The following is a 15,558-nucleotide window of genomic DNA, read 5'->3' as shown; positions in this document are numbered from 1 at the left end:
GGTGCGCCCTAGCGGGCGTCGGCGATGCTACCCCCCTGCGCGGCCGTCGCAGCGACCAACTCCTCCAACGAATCCCCTACCGCCACAGCCAATCGCTGCAGGTGAGGCACGGTGTCGCGGCAGGCAATGAAGCCAACCCCGAGGGTGCCGTTGTAGCTGTGGACGGTGATGTTGAGGCCCATCCCATGCGCCGGGATGGACGCGGGATAGGAGACGACGAGTTCGGCGCCGCGCAGATAGAGCGGGTGCTGCGGACCGGGCACGTTGGAAACGCACAGGTTGAGCGCGAGCGGAAGGGGGCCGCCGATCCCGGCGAGCGCACCGACCGCTTGGAGTCCCATCGGGGCGAGGACCATGCCGCTATACGCCATGATCGCGTCCCGGCCCATGCCTGCGAGGCGTCCCTTCGCCGCCCTCGTCGAACGGGTCACCTCGTGGAGGCGCTCGATCGGGTCCTCCTCGTCACTACCCGTCGAGGTGAGGACGGCGCCGACCGCGTTACCTCCGCCGGCGTCACCATCGGCGCGAATGTTGACCGGGACGAAGGCGATCAGCGGGTCCTCCGGCAACTCATCGAGGTCGCTGAGATACCGCCTCAGACCTCCGCCGATCACCGACAGCAGGACATCGTTGACGGTGGCTCCGTGGGCGTGCCCGACCTCCTTGAGGGTCTCGAGGTCGAGGGCCTGAGTCGCAAACCGGCGATTGCGTCCGATCCGCCGGTTGATGATCGCGCGCGGTGCCTCGTGCGAGGTCACGACCTCGCGGTCGCTGCGCAACCCGGGGACCTGGGTGCGCAGCCACGCCGCGCTCGCCGAGACGCCGGAGAGGGCGCCGTGGCTCAAGAACTTCGCCGCTCCGGTCGCGGCGTGGACGACCGGCGCCACCGGGGAGGTCGCCATGTGGAGGACCTCGGCGGCATCCCCCTTCTCCCGCCCCTGCCGACGTCCCGGCCCGAAGAAGAAGGGGTTGGTGCGGTCCTCAGCGTCCGTCGAGAGGGCGTGCTGCAGCATCTGCATGCCCGTGTAGCCGTCGGCGAGGGCGTGGTGCATCTTCGTGTAGAGCGCAAAGCGACCGTGGTCGAGCCCCTCGATCAGATGCCACTCCCACGGTGGACGGCTGAAGTCGAGCGGGTGGCCGTGCAGGCGTGAGACGAGGATGCCGAGCTCACGTTCGCCGCCGGGTGACGGCAGGGCGGAGCGCCTCAGGTGGTAGTCGAGGTCAACCTCGGTCGTCACCCACTGATGGACCGGGCTGTACGGGAGGGCCGAGTAGCGCAGCCGCCGGTTCCAGGGCGCCGGCAGGTCGGCGCTGGCGCGCATGTCCTCGTAGAGATCCGCGACGAAGGTGGGGCCGGCCCCCTTCGGTGGTTCGAAAACGAGCAGCGCGCCGACGTGGAACATCATCGAACGGGTCTCGCCGTAGACGAAGGCCGCATCGAGAGGGCTTAAGAAGCTGGAACGCGCCATAAGGCCAACTGTGACAGGTGGACTGCGTTGTGATCTAGGCGACACTATGGGCTCTTATGGCAGACCCGAGCGACGAACCCGGCGTCCACTTCCCCCTTCGCGCAGGCCGGCGGGGGTCCACACCGACCTCGCGGGGAGTGCTCGCCGACTCCGTCGCAGGGATCGACCCGGAACTCGCCGAGCGGATCCGCAGCGCCGACGGGTGGCGAACCCATTACGTCGACCATGTTGTCGCGGTGACCGAAGCCTCCGCCCTCTCCCCAGCGACAGCCGACGAGATCGCTGACGAAGGCCTTGCTTCGCTGCGTCGCCGGATGGTCCTCGTCGATGCCGATGGGGCCGAGACACCGCTCGCCGAGGCGGCCATTGACCGCCCGGGTGAGGAGCCTCCCTTCGCCACCGAGTCGGTCCAAGGGACGGAGCGCCCGATCACCGAACTCGTTGTGCCGTACCGAGGTTCGGGCCTCTCGGGGGAAGCTTTGCTGGCGCAACTCGACGCATGGGTGGAGTGCGGGACGGTTGAGCCGTCCTTCGCGACGGCCGTCGGCGAGGTCATCGACCACCCCGAATGGCTCGCGCTGCCCGGTCGTCGGGTCGCGCTGATCGGCGCCGGCGCAGAGATGGGGCCGTTGGAGGCTCTGCTGTCGTGGGGCGTTGACGTCCTCGCGATCGACCTGCCGCGCTCGCGAGCCTGGCGCTACAAGCGGGGGCTCGCGACGAAGGGGGCTGGTCGGCTCGCCTTCCCGATCAGCCGCGACGGGGATGCCGGCGCCGATGTAGTGCACCAACTCGGCCCCGTCCTGCAGTGGCTCCGGCGCGAAGGGGGCGACGCCCCGCTCGTCCTCGGGATGCACGCGTATGCCGATGCCGGCGCCCACGTGCAGGTGTCGGCGGCGACCGATGCGTTGATCGAGCAGCTCGGAGCCGAGCGCGGTGTCGATGGCCTCGCCACGGCGTGGCTCGCGACGCCGACCGATGCCTTCGTCGTCCCGCCAGAGGTCGTCGCTGCGGCACGCGAGTCCTACGCCCGGCGCTCCGGGATGATCCGCTGGGGGCAGCGGCCGCTGCGGTCGCTCAGCCGCTCCAAGCTGTACGCCCCGGCGTATCGCCAGGCAGCCAGCGGAGCCGGAGGAATTGCGGACATCCTGGTGCCGCAACAGGGTCCGAGCTACGCCATCGCCAAGCGCCTGCAGCGCTGGAGCGGGCTCGCCGCCCAAGCCGCCGGGCGCACCGTGTCCTTCAATGTCGCGCCCGCGACGTGGACGCGCTCGGTGACCAAAAACCCGGTGCTCGCCGCCGCGTACCGAGGCGCTGACCGCTTCGGGGTCGAGGTCTTCCCCGCCGAGACGACGCGGGCGCTGATGGCGGCGCTGCTCGTGCGCGACCTGTCGGCTCCGCCCCCTTCGCGCTCGCACCCGGAGGGACTCTTTAGCGACCAGGCTGCGCACGGTGGGTTGTGGCGCGCCGGTTACGACCCGAAGACCGTGCTCGGGATCGCCGCTCTCACCGGGCTCCCGGGCAGCCTTCGCGATCGCCTCAGCCGCAGCCGCTAACCCTTGCCGGCGGCTGGCGCTTCTCCCCGGAAACTCCCAAGATCTCGCGGAGTTCCACGAGATTTCGGGAACTTCCGGGGACTCGCGGGCCCCCGGCCGGCAAGCCCGGCGCTATGACGTGCGGCGAAGGGGGCGCGCCGCCCTGTGGACCGCGGCGGTCAGGCGGTGCAGACGGGGCGAGTCCAAGCGAAGGACATGCCAGTAGAGGGGCACGTCGACGTGATCGCGGCTGAGGCGGACCAACTCGCCGCGAGTGAGGAGAGAACCCAACTGGCCCTCGGGCACCAAGCCCCATCCAAGACCGACCCGGATCGCCTCGACGAAGGCTTGGGACGAGGGAATCTGTCCGGCGGGCGGCGCCTGGGTGATGCCGCGACTGCGCAGGTAGGCGTCCTGGAGATCGTCCTTGCCGTTGAAGCGGACCATCGGCATCCGGGCCCAATCGACCCCGCGACCGCGACGCCAGGCATCACGCAGGTGCGGTGCTGCCGCCGGGAGGTACCGCATGGCACCGAGCAGCTCGACTCGGCAACCGGCGACAGGACGGCCGTGACCCGTGATCGTCGCGACGACCTCCCCGCGCGATAAGAGGTCGAGCGAGTGATCCTGATCCTCGACCTCCAGATGGAGCGTGGTCTCATCCCAGGTCGCTGCCTCGGCGAGGACTGGGGCAAACCAGGTCGCGAGGGAATCGGCGTTGACCGCCACCTTGAGGGGATACCGCCCAGCCCCATCGAGGCCGAGCGACTCGCGGGCCTGGCTTTCGAGAAGGGCGAAGGCGCGGGCCGTCCGCAGGAGAATCGCGCCGGCCTCCGTGGGCGTCGCCGGCGTGGTTCGGCGCAAGATGATCTGGCCGAGACCGTCCTCGAGGGCGCGGATGCGCTGACTGATCGCCGACGGGGTGACATGCAGAGACGCCGCCGCGGCCTCGAAGGTCCCGTGGTCGACGATCGCGGCGAGCGCCTTCAACTGGTCGAGCTGCATGAAGCAATTCTAATGATAGGTGAGAATCTTTCGCTGATCTGATGAAGGGGGTCGCTCCTAACGTCCCTTCCGTGACCCCCTTCGCCGTCGGCCTGCTCACCGGCCTCTCCCTCATCGTCGCCATCGGCGCGCAGAACGCCTACGTCCTGCGCCAGGGCGTGCGCCGCGAGCACGTCGGCGTCGTCGTCGCCATCTGCGCGATCTCCGATGCCGTCCTCATCGCGGCGGGAACCGCAGGGATTGGGGCGCTCGTGAGCGCGCACCCCGGCATCCTGACCGTGCTGACGTGGGCAGGGGCGGCCTACCTGGTGTGGTTCGCCATCCGATCCTTCATCTCGGCCTGGCGCCCCGAGGCACTCACCCAGGCGGCGCCGCGCTCACATGCGTCGGTCGCCCTGACGACCCTCGCGCTCACCTGGCTGAACCCGCACGTCTACCTCGACACCGTGCTGATGCTCGGGAACCTCGCGAACCAGCACGGACCGCAGCGGTGGGTCTTCGCCGACGGCGCAATGGCGGCGAGCCTGCTGTGGTTTGTCGGATTGGGCTACGGCGCGCGCCGCCTCGCCGGTCCGCTCGGGAGGCCCTCGACGTGGCGGGTTCTCGACGCGGCCATCGGCGTGATCATGCTCGCCATCGCCGCCCGCCTGCTCCTCGGCTGACCCCTTTTACCCCCTCCGCAGTTCCCTCGCTACACCCCCTTCGCCCCGTCCGTCTGCGCTCCCCCTTCCTCCCTTGCCTCCTTGCGCAAATGCCCGGGCATTTGCGAAAGGAGGGGGTATAGAAACTCCCGTTTTCTCGTGGAGTTCCGCGGGAAAACGGGAGTTTCTATACCCCCTCCCTTCGCAAATGCCCGGGCATTTGCGAAAGGAGGGGGTATAGAAACTCCCGTTTTCTCGTGGAGTTCCGCGGGAAAACGGGAGTTTCCGTAGACGCGCGCGCCTCGAAGGGTGAGCGGGGCTACTTCCTCAGCGAGACCTCGACGCCGCCGGAGAACATCGAGTCATGGAGGTCGATCGTGACCGGCTTGGCGCCCTTCGGCATGTCATAGACCAAGGTCCCGGTGACCGTATTGCCCGGGTTGATTTTGGTCATCCAGACGTCGTTGTCCTCCATGACGATCGCCGCGTAGCTGTTGGACTCGAAGGTGCGGCCCTTGTCATCGGTGAGCTTCTGCGCGCCGTCGTACAGGGTCTGGGATTCGTCGCCGACATTGGTCACCGAGATGCTGATGAGGACGAACTGACCCTGCGCCTGCTCGTTGAGGTAGGTCCCGCCGACGGAGTCGACGCCCGACTTCACCTCGGTGACGACGAACTCGAACTTGCCATCTCGGACCGTGTCGCCGAGCGCGGGACCGGCAGCCTTCGGCTTGGCGGCCTGAGTCTTCTTCGCCGCGGTCTTGTCCGCGGTCTTCGTTGCGCTCGCTGCCTTCTTGGCGGAGGACGTTGTCGTCGAGGTCGCGTCCGACTCGTCGGAGGCCACCTGGTCGGTCGTGGCGGAATCCGACGCCCCCATCCCGAGCCCGATGCCGCCCGCGCAGCACATAAAGATGATGAGCACGGCGCCAAGCAGGACCGCAAGGACCGGATTGGCGGCGAACCAGTTCTTCTTCGGCGGCGGGTAGCCCGGGGCCTGCCACTGCTGCGGCGGCTGCGGGTACTGAGCGCGCTGCTGCCACTGCGGGTCTGGCGGGTACTGGGGCGGGGGTTGGGTCACACCTACTCCTTGCGAAAAATCGGACACGTCATGCCGTGGAGGCAACCAGTCGAGGCTAGCCACTCCTTGAAATTGAAACTGCTTGGCGCGCAACGATTTAGGCACGGTTCAGCCTCGTCACCGTGACCCACGGAGTCGCGCAAGGGGGCACCCGCGTCACGGCGAGAGCACGCCCTTCGGAACCGGTCGAGCGATACCGGTCCGAAGGACGTATCCCCCCGGGTCTACTTCGTGAGCGAGACCTCGGCGCCGTCGGAGAAGGCCGAGTCGTGCAGTTCGATCTTGGTGGCCTTGGCGCCCTTCGGCATGTCGAAGACGATCGTCCCCTTCTTGGTGTTGCCGGGGTTGATCTCGCTCAGCCACACGTCCTCGTTGCCCTCGATCGAGATGCCGGCGGTGCTGTTCGAGGCGAAGCTGCGGCCCTTGTCGTCGACGAGCTTCTGGTCCGAGTCGGCGAAGTACTGAGCCTCGTCGCCGATGTTCGTCACCTCGAGATTGACCAGGACGAACTGTCCCTGGGCCTTCTCGCCGAGGATGTCGTTGCCGACCGAATCCACTCCGGTCTTGACGCTCTTGACCACGAACTCAAACTTCCCGTCGCGCACCGCGTCGCCGATCGCGGGCGAGCCCGCCTTCGGAGCGCCGGCCTCCGAGTCGCCGGAGCCGTCCTTGCCAGCCGATGAGGAATCGGTGTTGCTCCCTGAGTCGGACCCGCCAACCATCGTCATGGCGAGGCCGCCGCAGCACAGCAGCATGATGAGGCCGACACCGAGCAGGAAGCTCAGCAACTTGTTACGAGCGAACCAGCTCTTCTGCGCGGGCGGCGGAGCGGCGTAGGTGGGCTGCCACTGCGGGTCACCGGGCTGCTGGTCACCGGGCGGGGGGTTGGTGGGCTGGGTCATGGCGTCTCCTTGGAGGAAGGGGGTGCAGGTGCCTCCTAGGTGATCGCGAAGGGAGGTCCGCTCACCTCCCTCAAAGAGCCCGAGGTGCCTCCCCCGGATGGGGGAGGCGATGTCGGTGACCTTCTCTAGGCTCAGCCTCATGACCGCCATCCCCGCGCCCGGCGCCGCGACGCCGCATCCGCTCTGGATGCGCCGCGTCGTCTCGATCGCGGCGCTGCTCGGGTGGTGGTTTCTCGGCATCTGCACGTTGGCGCTCGCGGTCATGACCGCCTACTCACGACGCAGCGGGACCGACGGAACCGGAACCCTCGATAACGCCGGCACCCTGAGCGCCCTGATCGGCCTGGCCCTGTTGATGTCGCTGATCGTGCGCGAGTCCTACCCGGTGCCGATCGCGATCATCGGAGCGGTCCTCGTGATCGCCCTGTCCCTCGATCCACTGCCCGTCCTGGTGGCCGGGATGCACGCCATGCGGCGCAGCCAGATTCGCGTTGCTGCCCCGGTCGCCGCGCTCGTGACCGTGACGACCGTCGTGGCCACCTGGCGCGATCTTCAAGGTCGTACCGCCCACGAGTCGCTGTGGCGAATGTGGGTCACCGACACCGTCGACCCGGTGGCGGCCAATGCGGTCCAGCCCCCGATCGCTTGGTGGGTCCCGCTCCTCATCGGCCTCGGGATCAGTGGCATCTTCCTCGGGTCCGGCTATGTCCGACGGTTGTTGGCGCAGAGCCAGGGTGAGGCCGATCAACACCGCGCGGTCGCTGCCCGACTCGGCGATGAGCTTGCCGTCCGGACGGAGCGTGAGCGGATCGCCCGTGAGGTCCATGACGTCATCGGGCACCGGCTCTCGGTCGTCACCTTGCACGCCGCCGCCCTCGAGGCCAACGCTCCCGATACCCGCCTCGGCACATCCGCGGCCGCCGTCCGAGAGGCTGCCGAGCAGACCGCCGACGACCTGCACTCGTTGATCGGAGTCCTGCGGACCGGCGGGGCCGATGTCACCGAAGCGATCCCTGAACTCATCGAGGTGGGCGCCCTCGTCGACGACACCGTCGGGCACGGGATGAACCTCATCGCGACGGTCACCATGAATGACGTGGAGCGCCTCGACCAACTGACGAGCCGCACCGCGTACCGGATCGTTCAGGAGATGCTCACCAACGCTCGCCGCCACGCCCCGGCCCAGGGAGTGCGGCTCGTCGTGCGGGCCTATCCCCACGAAGGGGTCTTGCTCGAGTCGGCGAACTACTTCCCACCAGGGGCAGCTCCCTTCGCGCCCGGACGAGGAATGACCGGCATGCGCGAGCGCGCCGAACAAGTCGGCGGCGAGATCCGGGTCTTGACCGAAGGGGAGGTCCTGCGGGTGGCGGTCCACCTCCCATGGCGGTGGCGCGGATGACCGGCACGCCTGACGCTGGGCCGATCCGAGTGCTGCTCTGCGATGACGACCCGATGGTGCTCCAGGGTCTACGCCTGCTCCTCGAGCCGGCGCCCGACATCGAGGTCATCGACGAGGCGACCTCGGGCGAGGAGGCGATCGACAAGTGCATCGCCCGCTCCCCCGACGTCGTGCTCATGGACCTGCGGATGGGCGGCATGAGCGGGATCGAGGCGACGAAGAGGATCAAGGCCCTCCCGCGATCGCCCCAGGTCTTGGTCCTCACCACCTTCGATACCGACGAAGTCGCGGTCCGCGCCCTGCAATCGGGAGCCGACGGGTTCCTTTTAAAGACCTCGCCCAAGCGGATCGCCGAGTCGATCCGCTCGGTCGCGGCCGGCGACGGCGCCTTCTCCCCAAAGACCTCGCGTCAACTCGCCGAGCACATCCGCTCCGGCTACAGCCCGGCTCAGGCGAGGGCTCGTCAGCTGGTCGCCGCGCTCACCGAACGCGAGCGCGCCGTGGTGATGCGCGTGGGTGAAGGGATGACCAATAGCGAGATCGCACGAGCCCTCCATATTGGGGAAGCGACCGTCAAGACCCATCTGGCCGCCGCCCAAGGCAAGCTCCTCGCCAACAACCGCTCCCAGGTGGCGGTAATCGCCGAGCGAGCCGGCCTGCTCGCCTGACCCCCTTCACCAGGTCAAACGCGCCTCACCCGCCCCGCCCGGCCCCCTTCACCGGGGGCAGACCGCATCGCGCCGGGAGATCGAACGGCCTTGCAGATCGCCCCCGCGAGGTCGTGAACCCGCCAAAAAAATTGGCCTTCGACCGGGCCCAAACGAACGATTCTGTGTCAGAGTTCCCGGCGAGGGTCTTACGTTCCTCGAAGGTGAGGTTGGCCCCCGACGCGAAGGATCCCTGTCCCCCTTCGCGTGCAACGACAAGGAGATCCCTGCATGTCCAGAAGACTCGTTGCCTGCATCTCAACCGGGGCCCTCGCCCTGGGGATGATGGCCACATCGGTGTCGGCGACTGCCGCCCCGGATGCACAAAAACGCAAGCCCTACGTCGTCATCATGGAAGCCGAGCCCGCCCTGAGTTACACCGGCGGGACGAAGCGGCTGGCGGCCACCAAGCCCGACGACGGCGAGAAGATCAACGCCAAGGACGCGAAGGTCAAGGCCTACGTGAGCCACCTGAAGTCCGACCAGCAGGCCGCCCTCAAGGAAGCAGGCGTCTCGGCCAAGCCGGTCAACCAGGTCGCGATCGCGGCGAACGGCTTCGCGGCGATGATGACTCCCGCGGAGGCCGAGAAGGTCAGCAAGTCCAAGGGCGTCGCCTACGTCGAAGAGGACGAGCTGCGCCAGGTCCAAACCGATGTCTCCCCCGAGTTCCTCGGGCTCACCAAGCGCTCCGAGGCCTGGGGCCGCGGCCTGACCGGTAAGGGCGTCATCGTCGGCGTCATCGACACCGGCATCTGGCCCGAGCACCCCTCGTTTAGGGACCCGGGTGGTCTTGCTCGCCCGACCGGTCCTGCCGCTAAGGTGCCCTGCGAGTTCGGCGACACCGCGCACAACCCCGCCGACAAGCCCTTCAAGTGCCAGAACAAGCTGATCGGCGCTCGGGACATGCGCACCCTCTACAAGGCCAATGAGGGCCCCGAGGTCTACAACTCGGCGCGCGACTACGACGGCCACGGCACCCACACCGCGAGCACCGCGGCCGGGAACCGCAACGTCAAGGCCTCCATCTTCGGGATCGACCGCGGCCGGGTGAGCGGCATCGCCCCGCAGGCCGGGATCATCGCCTACTCCGCGCTCGGCGATAAGGGCGGTTACGGCTCCGACCTCGGCGCCGCAATCGACCAGGCCGTCGCCGACGGCGTCGATGTCATCAACTACTCGGTGGGCTCCTCGACCCCGCGCCTCGGGCTGGACGGCATCGCCTTCCTGCGCGCCTCGGACGCCGGTGTCTGGGTGGCGACCTCGAACGGTAACGCCGGTCCGCGGCCGACGACGACCGGCTCTCCGGCGTTCCTCCCGTGGGTCACCTCGGTTGGTGCGAGCACCACGCCGCGCACCTTCGAAAATAAGATCACCCTCGGGAACGGTAAGACCTTCATCGGCACCTCGATCACCGAGGGCCTGAAGTCGACCAAGCTCATCGACGGCGCGGCTCGGGGCAACCCGAAGTGTCTGCCCGATGTCGGCTTCACTCCGGCGCTGAAGGGCGAGATCGTCGTCTGCGACCGTGGCGACACCGCTCGGGTCGATAAGTCCCGCGTCGTTAAGGACGAAGGGGGCGCCGGCGTCATCCTCGTCAACAACGACGATGTCCAGGCGCTCATCACCGACAGCCACTACCTGCCGGCGAGCCACGTGCGTCGCTCGCAGGGCCAGGAGATCCGGGCCTACATCACCAGTGCCGGTGACAAGGCGACGGCGTCCCTCTCGGCGGGGCAGAAGGCCCGCCAGAAGGCATCGGTCATGGCCGACTTCTCCTCGCGCGGCCCGGTGGGCTCCCCCGGCGTTGCCGACATCATCCGCCCGGACGTCACCGCTCCCGGTGTCAACATCCTCGCGGGCAACACCCCGACGCCGGGTTCCGGCCGACCGGGTCAGCTCTTCCAGTCGATCTCCGGGACCTCGATGTCGAGCCCGCACGTCGCCGGCCTGTTCGCCCTGCTGAAGCAGGCGCGCCCGGACCTCTCGGCGTCGGCCGCGAAGTCCGCGGTGATGACGACCGCTCGCCAGGATGTCTTCAAGGAAGACGGGAAGCGCCGCGCTGACCCCTTCGACATGGGTGCCGGTCACGTCAACCCCGGCCGTCCGCAGCAGAAGGGCTCGATGTTCGACCCGGGCCTGGCCTACGAGGCCTCGACCGCGGACTACCTCGCCTTCCTCTGCGGCAGCATCCCCGGTGTCGTGGCAGCGAAGTCCTGCGAGGACCTGCAGGCCGACGGGTACTCGACCGAGGCGGCTCAGCTCAACCTGCCGTCGATCGGCGTGAGTGAAGTCCCCGGCGTTCGCACCATCGAGCGCACGGTCACCAACGTGTCGACGAAGCGCCTGCGCGCCTCGGCTGTGGTCCAGAGCCCGACCGGGTTCAAGACCAAGGTCTCCCCGAGCCGGGTCGACCTTCGTCCGGGCCAGAGCAAGACCTTCAAGATCACCTTCACCACCACGACCGCGACTCCGGGTCAGTGGTCCTACGGCGCCCTCACCTGGCGCGGCCAGGGCTACAAGGTGCGTAGCCCCATCGCCGTGCAGGCCACCGCGATCGGCGCTCCGGAGCAGGTGAGCGTCAAGGGTCCGTACGGGTCGAGCTCGTTCGATGTCACCTTCGGGTACACCGGTCCGTACAGCGTCGATGCTCATGGTCTTGCCAACGACAAGCCCATCGACGGCACGGTCGAGCAGGCGAAGAACACCACCTTCGACCCGAAGAATGTCGGCGATGGGATCACCGTCCACGAGGTCACGTTGACCGATGTGGCGAGCTTCCGCCTCGACCTGAAGGACTCGGAGATCTCGGCACCGTCGACCGACCTGGACCTCTACATGTACGACTCGTCCGGCAAGCAGGTGGCCACCTCGGCCTCCGGCGGATCCGATGAGTCGATCGTGCTGGACGCGCCCGCGTCTGGGACCTACAAGGTCTATGTCCACGGCTGGTCTGTCGGTCCGAACCCGGTGGACTACAAGCTCCACACGTGGGCCATCAGCTCGCGTCCGAACTACGGTTCGCTCCGGGTGACGAGCGCTCCCACGAGCGCGACCTCCGGCACCACGGGGACGATCAAGTTCTCGTGGAGTGACGTCCCGAGCGGGACCACCGCGTATGGGCTCCTCGTCCACCGCGACGGCAAGGGTCGGATCGGGACGACGGTGGTCGAAGCCAAGAACTGACCACCTCGGCAGCAACAAAAGGCCCTGCGCCCAATCCCCCGCGAAGGGGGTTGGGCGCAGGGCTTCTTGTTGGCCCGTGAAGGGAGCCTTGCCACTGCCGAGAAGGGCGCCTCAGCCCGGGGCGCGCAGCGCCGTTCGCAGCAGGTCGGCGGCGAGCCCACGCGGCGCGCGCTCTCGCGGCCAGAGCGCGCGCAGTGCCCGTGGCAACTCCAAACCCTCGACCCGCACCCGCACCAGGCGCCCCGCCTCGAGATCGCGGTGAACCGCAAGCGACGACAGCACGCTCGGGTGTCCCTCGATCAAGACCGCGTCGCGCACGGCCGCCGTTGAGCCGAGCTCGGACGCGGGAGCAGCGAGCTCGGGTAGGGCGCGCTCGAGGGTCGTGCGCGTCCCCGATCCGGGTTCACGAAGCAGAAGGGGGGTCTCGGCGAGTTCCTCACGGCTGATCGGGGCGCGCCGCCGCGCCCACGGGTGGTCCGGCGCCACCACCAAGACCAACTCGTCGCGGGCGACTACCCGGCTCGCCAACCGCCGGGGGACGCTCGGCCCCTCGACGAAGGCCAGATCGACCTCCCCGGCGTCGAGGTGAGCGATCGCCTCCTCGGAGTTGCCGGGCAGGACCTGGAGACGGGCGCTGCCGTGCCCGGCCCGAAAGCGCGCGGCCCAGCGCGGGAGCAAAACCTCCGAGATCGTGTTGCTCGCCGCGACCTTCAGCGCCACGGTTTCGGCCTCGCGCAGATCGCGCACGCCCGCGCCAAGCGCCGACGCCGCGACCACCACGTCCTGAGCCCAAGTGAGGATGCTGCGGCCTGCCGCGGTCGGGCTCGCGCCCTGTGTCGAGCGAGCGAAGACCCGGACCCCGATGATCTGCTCGGCCGAGCGGACCCGTGCGCTGACCGCCTGCTGGCTGATCCCGAGCCGGACGGCTGCCGCACCCATCGAGCCGGTCTGGGCAACGACCACCAACGCGTTGAGGGCCGCGAGGTCCGGGACGCGGCTCAACTCGGATGGTTCTGCCATGCCTCCGAGACTAGGGCCGCGAGTGTCAGGCCACAACCAACGTTTGTGGCGACACCACGACAAACCCTCTTCCCGACCGGCCACACCTCGCGGGACCGTAACAAGCGTGACCACGACCCTCCCCCCACGGAGCGCAGCGCAATCCGCTGCCCCGCACCCCGCCTCGCCGGCGCCGCGTCCGACGGCGCTCCCCCTTCCACCGGCCGGGCCGCAGTGGTTCTCAGCGGTCATGGGCACCTCGATCCTCGCGACCCTGCTGCACCTCCACGCCGCTGACCTCCCGGGAGTCGGGGCGCTCGCCCCCGTCGTCTTGGTGCTCGCCTGGGTCCTGCTGCTCGGGCTCAGCGCATCCTTCGCGCACCGGGTCCGCACGGTGCCGGGTGCGCTGCGTTCGACGATCACCAACCCCGCGGTGGCGGCGACCTGGGGGACGGTGTCGATGGGCATCCTCGCTGCCGGCTCGGCGACCCTGACGGTCCTCCCGGACCTCGTGCCGCGCTTCGCCCCCTTCGCGCTGGCCGTCGACGAGGTGACCTGGCTCGTCGGCACCGGGCTCGGGTTGGTCACCTCGATCGGTTTCGCGATCGCGTTGCGTAAGGGGGTCGCCGGTGAGCCGTCGCTGATCTGGGGGCTCCCTGTGGTCGCGCCGATGGTCTCGGCCACCACCGGTACGGCCCTCGTGGCCCACCAGGACGATCCGACCATCCGCGCCGCACTCCTCATCGCCTGCGCGGCCTGTTTCGCCTTGGCGCTCATCCTGGGACTGATCGTCTTCGGGATCGGCTATCACTACCACTGGCGCACGGCGCCGGTCCCCCTCGCCGCCTCGGCCTCGACCTGGATCCCGCTCGGGATCGTCGGCCAGTCGACCGCTGCCGCCCAAGCGATGGCGACTCAAGCCCAGGGCGTGCTCCCGCCGGATGTAGCCGCTCGGGTGCACTCGGCCGCGATGGCTTACGGCTGGGGGATGCTCGCGGTCGGCATCCCGCTCATCGCGTGTGCGCTCTTCGTCACGATCCGCGGCTTCGTCCGGCACATGCCCTTCACGCCGGGGTGGTGGGCGCTCACCTTCCCCATCGGAACGCTCGCGCTCGGGACGCACCTGCTCGGCCAGGCGAGCGGGCACCCCCTTCTGCCCGCCGCGAGCATCGCCTTCACCGTGACCTTGGTCGGCACCTGGACCCTGTGCGCGGTCGCGAGTGTCCGCGCGGTCGCCTGCGCCCGCACCGCCTAATCCCCGGATGTTCCGAGATTCCCGTGGAACTCCACGAGAATTCGGGAGTTTCTGGGGACGGCGATCGGCCACCCGTCGGGCGAAGGGGGTCAGCGCCCCCCTTCGGCGCGCCGGGCTGCGAGGTAGCCCCAGACTCCGATGAGCGAGACGGCGCCCGCCGTGACCATCGCGGTCGTGGTCGAGGTCGCCTCCGCGAGCCATCCGAGCGCAGCGGTACCCACCGCGAAGGCCGCGAACCCCACCAGCCCGTTCACCGACAAGATCGTGGCCCGGTAGCTCGATGGGGCCTCGCGATGGATCAAGGCCATGTGCGCGGGTCCGAAGCCATGGGCGCCGTACCCGAGGACGAAGACCCCGATCAGGGCGGCCGGCCCGGCCACGAGCCCGGCGGCGATCGCTGCGCAGCCATGCGCGATCCGACCGATGATGGCGGTGTTCGCCAGGCCCAGCCGCGGGCTGAGCCACCCAACGAGGGCTGAGCCGGCGGCGAATGCTCCCCACCCCGCGGCGGTCGTCGGCCCCATCAGTTCGCCGGAGCGAGCGAGGCTGCCGGTGATCTCCGCGAGGCGCACCGGGACCAGGCTCTCCTGCACGATCATCCCGATCGACCAGAAGATCTCGGCCACCATCAACCCGCGCAGCACGGCCGAGCGGGCGACCAGCCCGAGCCCGGTCCTCACCACGGTCGGCGTCGCGCGTACCGAAGCCCACAGGCGTTGCCGGGTCGACAGCGCGGCACCCCCTTCGACCGCCTCCACGAGTTCGGGGATCTCGGCATCGACGTGCAAGTGCGGCACTTCTCGCATGACGATCCAGATCGCGACGAAGTGGACGATGCTGAGCACCGCGAAGACAGCAACCGGCAGTTCCAGCGCCGGGCGGCTCGCGATCGGGTGCCAGAGCACCAGCCCACCGCTCACGAGCGCCCCAATCGCCATCGAGCTCCCGACGAGGACCCCCGCACGAGAGAGCTGTTGGTCGACATCGGCGGCCGGATCCCTCGCCTTGACCGCGTCGACAAACCACGCCTCGAGCGGTCCTGAATCCAGCGCCCGGAAGATGCCCATCAAGATCGCGGCGACCATAAAGCCGGTGACGTTTTGGGCCAGCAGGTACGCGAAGGCCGCACACATATGGACGAAGGCGGCCGCGAGGTATACCGGCCGGCGACCGAAGACATCGGTGAAACCGCTCGTCGGCAGTTCGAGTAGCGCGACGGTGACCCCGATCGCCGCGATCGTGGTGAGCGCCTGCCCAAGGCTAAGACCAACCTGCAGCGCCCAGAGCACGAAGATCCCCGCGACCAGCCCGCTCGGGAACCACCGGGTGACTTGGAGCAAATAGAACGCCCGATGGGCTGACCGCAGCGAAAGCGCGTCAGTGGGCAT

Annotated in this window: 12 protein-coding genes; 6 read left to right on the top strand and 6 right to left on the bottom strand. The window is 68.8% G+C overall.

The features are described 5' to 3' along the window. Nucleotides 1-8 precede the first annotated feature (8 nt). Nucleotides 9-1,469 (bottom strand): wax ester/triacylglycerol synthase family O-acyltransferase, encoded by a 1,461-nt coding sequence (locus tag AB8K43_RS00505; protein ID WP_370890290.1) that lies wholly within the window; start codon nucleotides 1,467-1,469, stop codon nucleotides 9-11. A 56-nt stretch (nucleotides 1,470-1,525) separates the two neighbouring features. Here AB8K43_RS00505 and AB8K43_RS00500 point away from each other — a divergent pair, with 56 nt between their 5' ends. Next, on the top strand, nucleotides 1,526-3,022 hold the full coding sequence (locus AB8K43_RS00500) for a hypothetical protein (protein WP_370890288.1): 1,497 nt from the start codon (nucleotides 1,526-1,528) through the stop codon (nucleotides 3,020-3,022). A 111-nt stretch (nucleotides 3,023-3,133) separates the two neighbouring features. Here AB8K43_RS00500 and AB8K43_RS00495 read toward each other — a convergent pair whose 3' ends face one another. Further along, complete coding sequence (locus AB8K43_RS00495) at nucleotides 3,134-4,006, bottom strand: LysR family transcriptional regulator ArgP (protein WP_370890286.1); 873 nt, start codon at nucleotides 4,004-4,006, stop codon at nucleotides 3,134-3,136. A 71-nt stretch (nucleotides 4,007-4,077) separates the two neighbouring features. On the opposite strand from AB8K43_RS00495, the gene AB8K43_RS00490 reads away from it, so the two are divergent. Continuing rightward, nucleotides 4,078-4,668 (top strand): LysE/ArgO family amino acid transporter, encoded by a 591-nt coding sequence (locus AB8K43_RS00490; RefSeq protein WP_370890284.1) that lies wholly within the window; start codon nucleotides 4,078-4,080, stop codon nucleotides 4,666-4,668. Nucleotides 4,669-4,966: 298 nt separating this feature from the next. Here AB8K43_RS00490 and AB8K43_RS00485 read toward each other — a convergent pair whose 3' ends face one another. Continuing rightward, on the bottom strand, nucleotides 4,967-5,725 hold the full coding sequence (locus AB8K43_RS00485) for a DUF4352 domain-containing protein (RefSeq protein WP_370890282.1): 759 nt from the start codon (nucleotides 5,723-5,725) through the stop codon (nucleotides 4,967-4,969). Nucleotides 5,726-5,949: 224 nt separating this feature from the next. Beyond that, nucleotides 5,950-6,627, bottom strand: a complete 678-nt coding sequence (locus AB8K43_RS00480; RefSeq protein ID WP_370890280.1) for a DUF4352 domain-containing protein — start codon at nucleotides 6,625-6,627, stop codon at nucleotides 5,950-5,952. A 139-nt stretch (nucleotides 6,628-6,766) separates the two neighbouring features. Between AB8K43_RS00480 and AB8K43_RS00475 the strand changes: the two genes are divergently transcribed. The 3 genes from AB8K43_RS00475 to AB8K43_RS00465 all read left to right on the top strand — a co-directional run bounded on the left by AB8K43_RS00475 (nucleotide 6,767) and on the right by AB8K43_RS00465 (nucleotide 11,916). Then, nucleotides 6,767-8,026, top strand: a complete 1,260-nt coding sequence (locus tag AB8K43_RS00475; RefSeq protein WP_370890278.1) for a sensor histidine kinase — start codon at nucleotides 6,767-6,769, stop codon at nucleotides 8,024-8,026. Continuing rightward, a complete protein-coding gene (locus AB8K43_RS00470; protein WP_370890276.1) occupies nucleotides 8,023-8,694 on the top strand; it encodes a response regulator in 672 nt (223 codons plus the stop codon). Before AB8K43_RS00475 ends, AB8K43_RS00470 begins: the two co-directional genes overlap by 4 nt. A gap of 270 nt (nucleotides 8,695-8,964) precedes the next feature. Continuing rightward, the gene (locus AB8K43_RS00465; protein ID WP_370890274.1) at nucleotides 8,965-11,916 is read left to right on the top strand and encodes a S8 family serine peptidase; all 2,952 of its coding nucleotides are present in this window, start codon (nucleotides 8,965-8,967) and stop codon (nucleotides 11,914-11,916) included. Between the two features lie 111 nt (nucleotides 11,917-12,027). Here AB8K43_RS00465 and AB8K43_RS00460 read toward each other — a convergent pair whose 3' ends face one another. Further along, nucleotides 12,028-12,936 (bottom strand): LysR family transcriptional regulator, encoded by a 909-nt coding sequence (locus AB8K43_RS00460; RefSeq protein WP_370890272.1) that lies wholly within the window; start codon nucleotides 12,934-12,936, stop codon nucleotides 12,028-12,030. A 106-nt stretch (nucleotides 12,937-13,042) separates the two neighbouring features. Between AB8K43_RS00460 and AB8K43_RS00455 the strand changes: the two genes are divergently transcribed. After that, nucleotides 13,043-14,170, top strand: coding sequence for a C4-dicarboxylate ABC transporter (locus tag AB8K43_RS00455; RefSeq protein WP_370890270.1), 1,128 nt, complete (start codon nucleotides 13,043-13,045; stop codon nucleotides 14,168-14,170). 89 nt (nucleotides 14,171-14,259) lie between these two features. On the opposite strand, the gene AB8K43_RS00450 is transcribed toward AB8K43_RS00455, so the two are convergent. Beyond that, a complete protein-coding gene (locus AB8K43_RS00450) occupies nucleotides 14,260-15,558 on the bottom strand; it encodes an MFS transporter (protein WP_370890268.1) in 1,299 nt (432 codons plus the stop codon).

The organism is Janibacter sp. GXQ6167 (assembly GCF_041365945.1).
Taxonomy (GTDB): Bacteria; Actinomycetota; Actinomycetes; order Actinomycetales; family Dermatophilaceae; genus JBGFSK01.
Note: the sequence above shows the minus strand (reverse complement) of the source record. Positions and strands in the feature narration are given on the sequence as shown.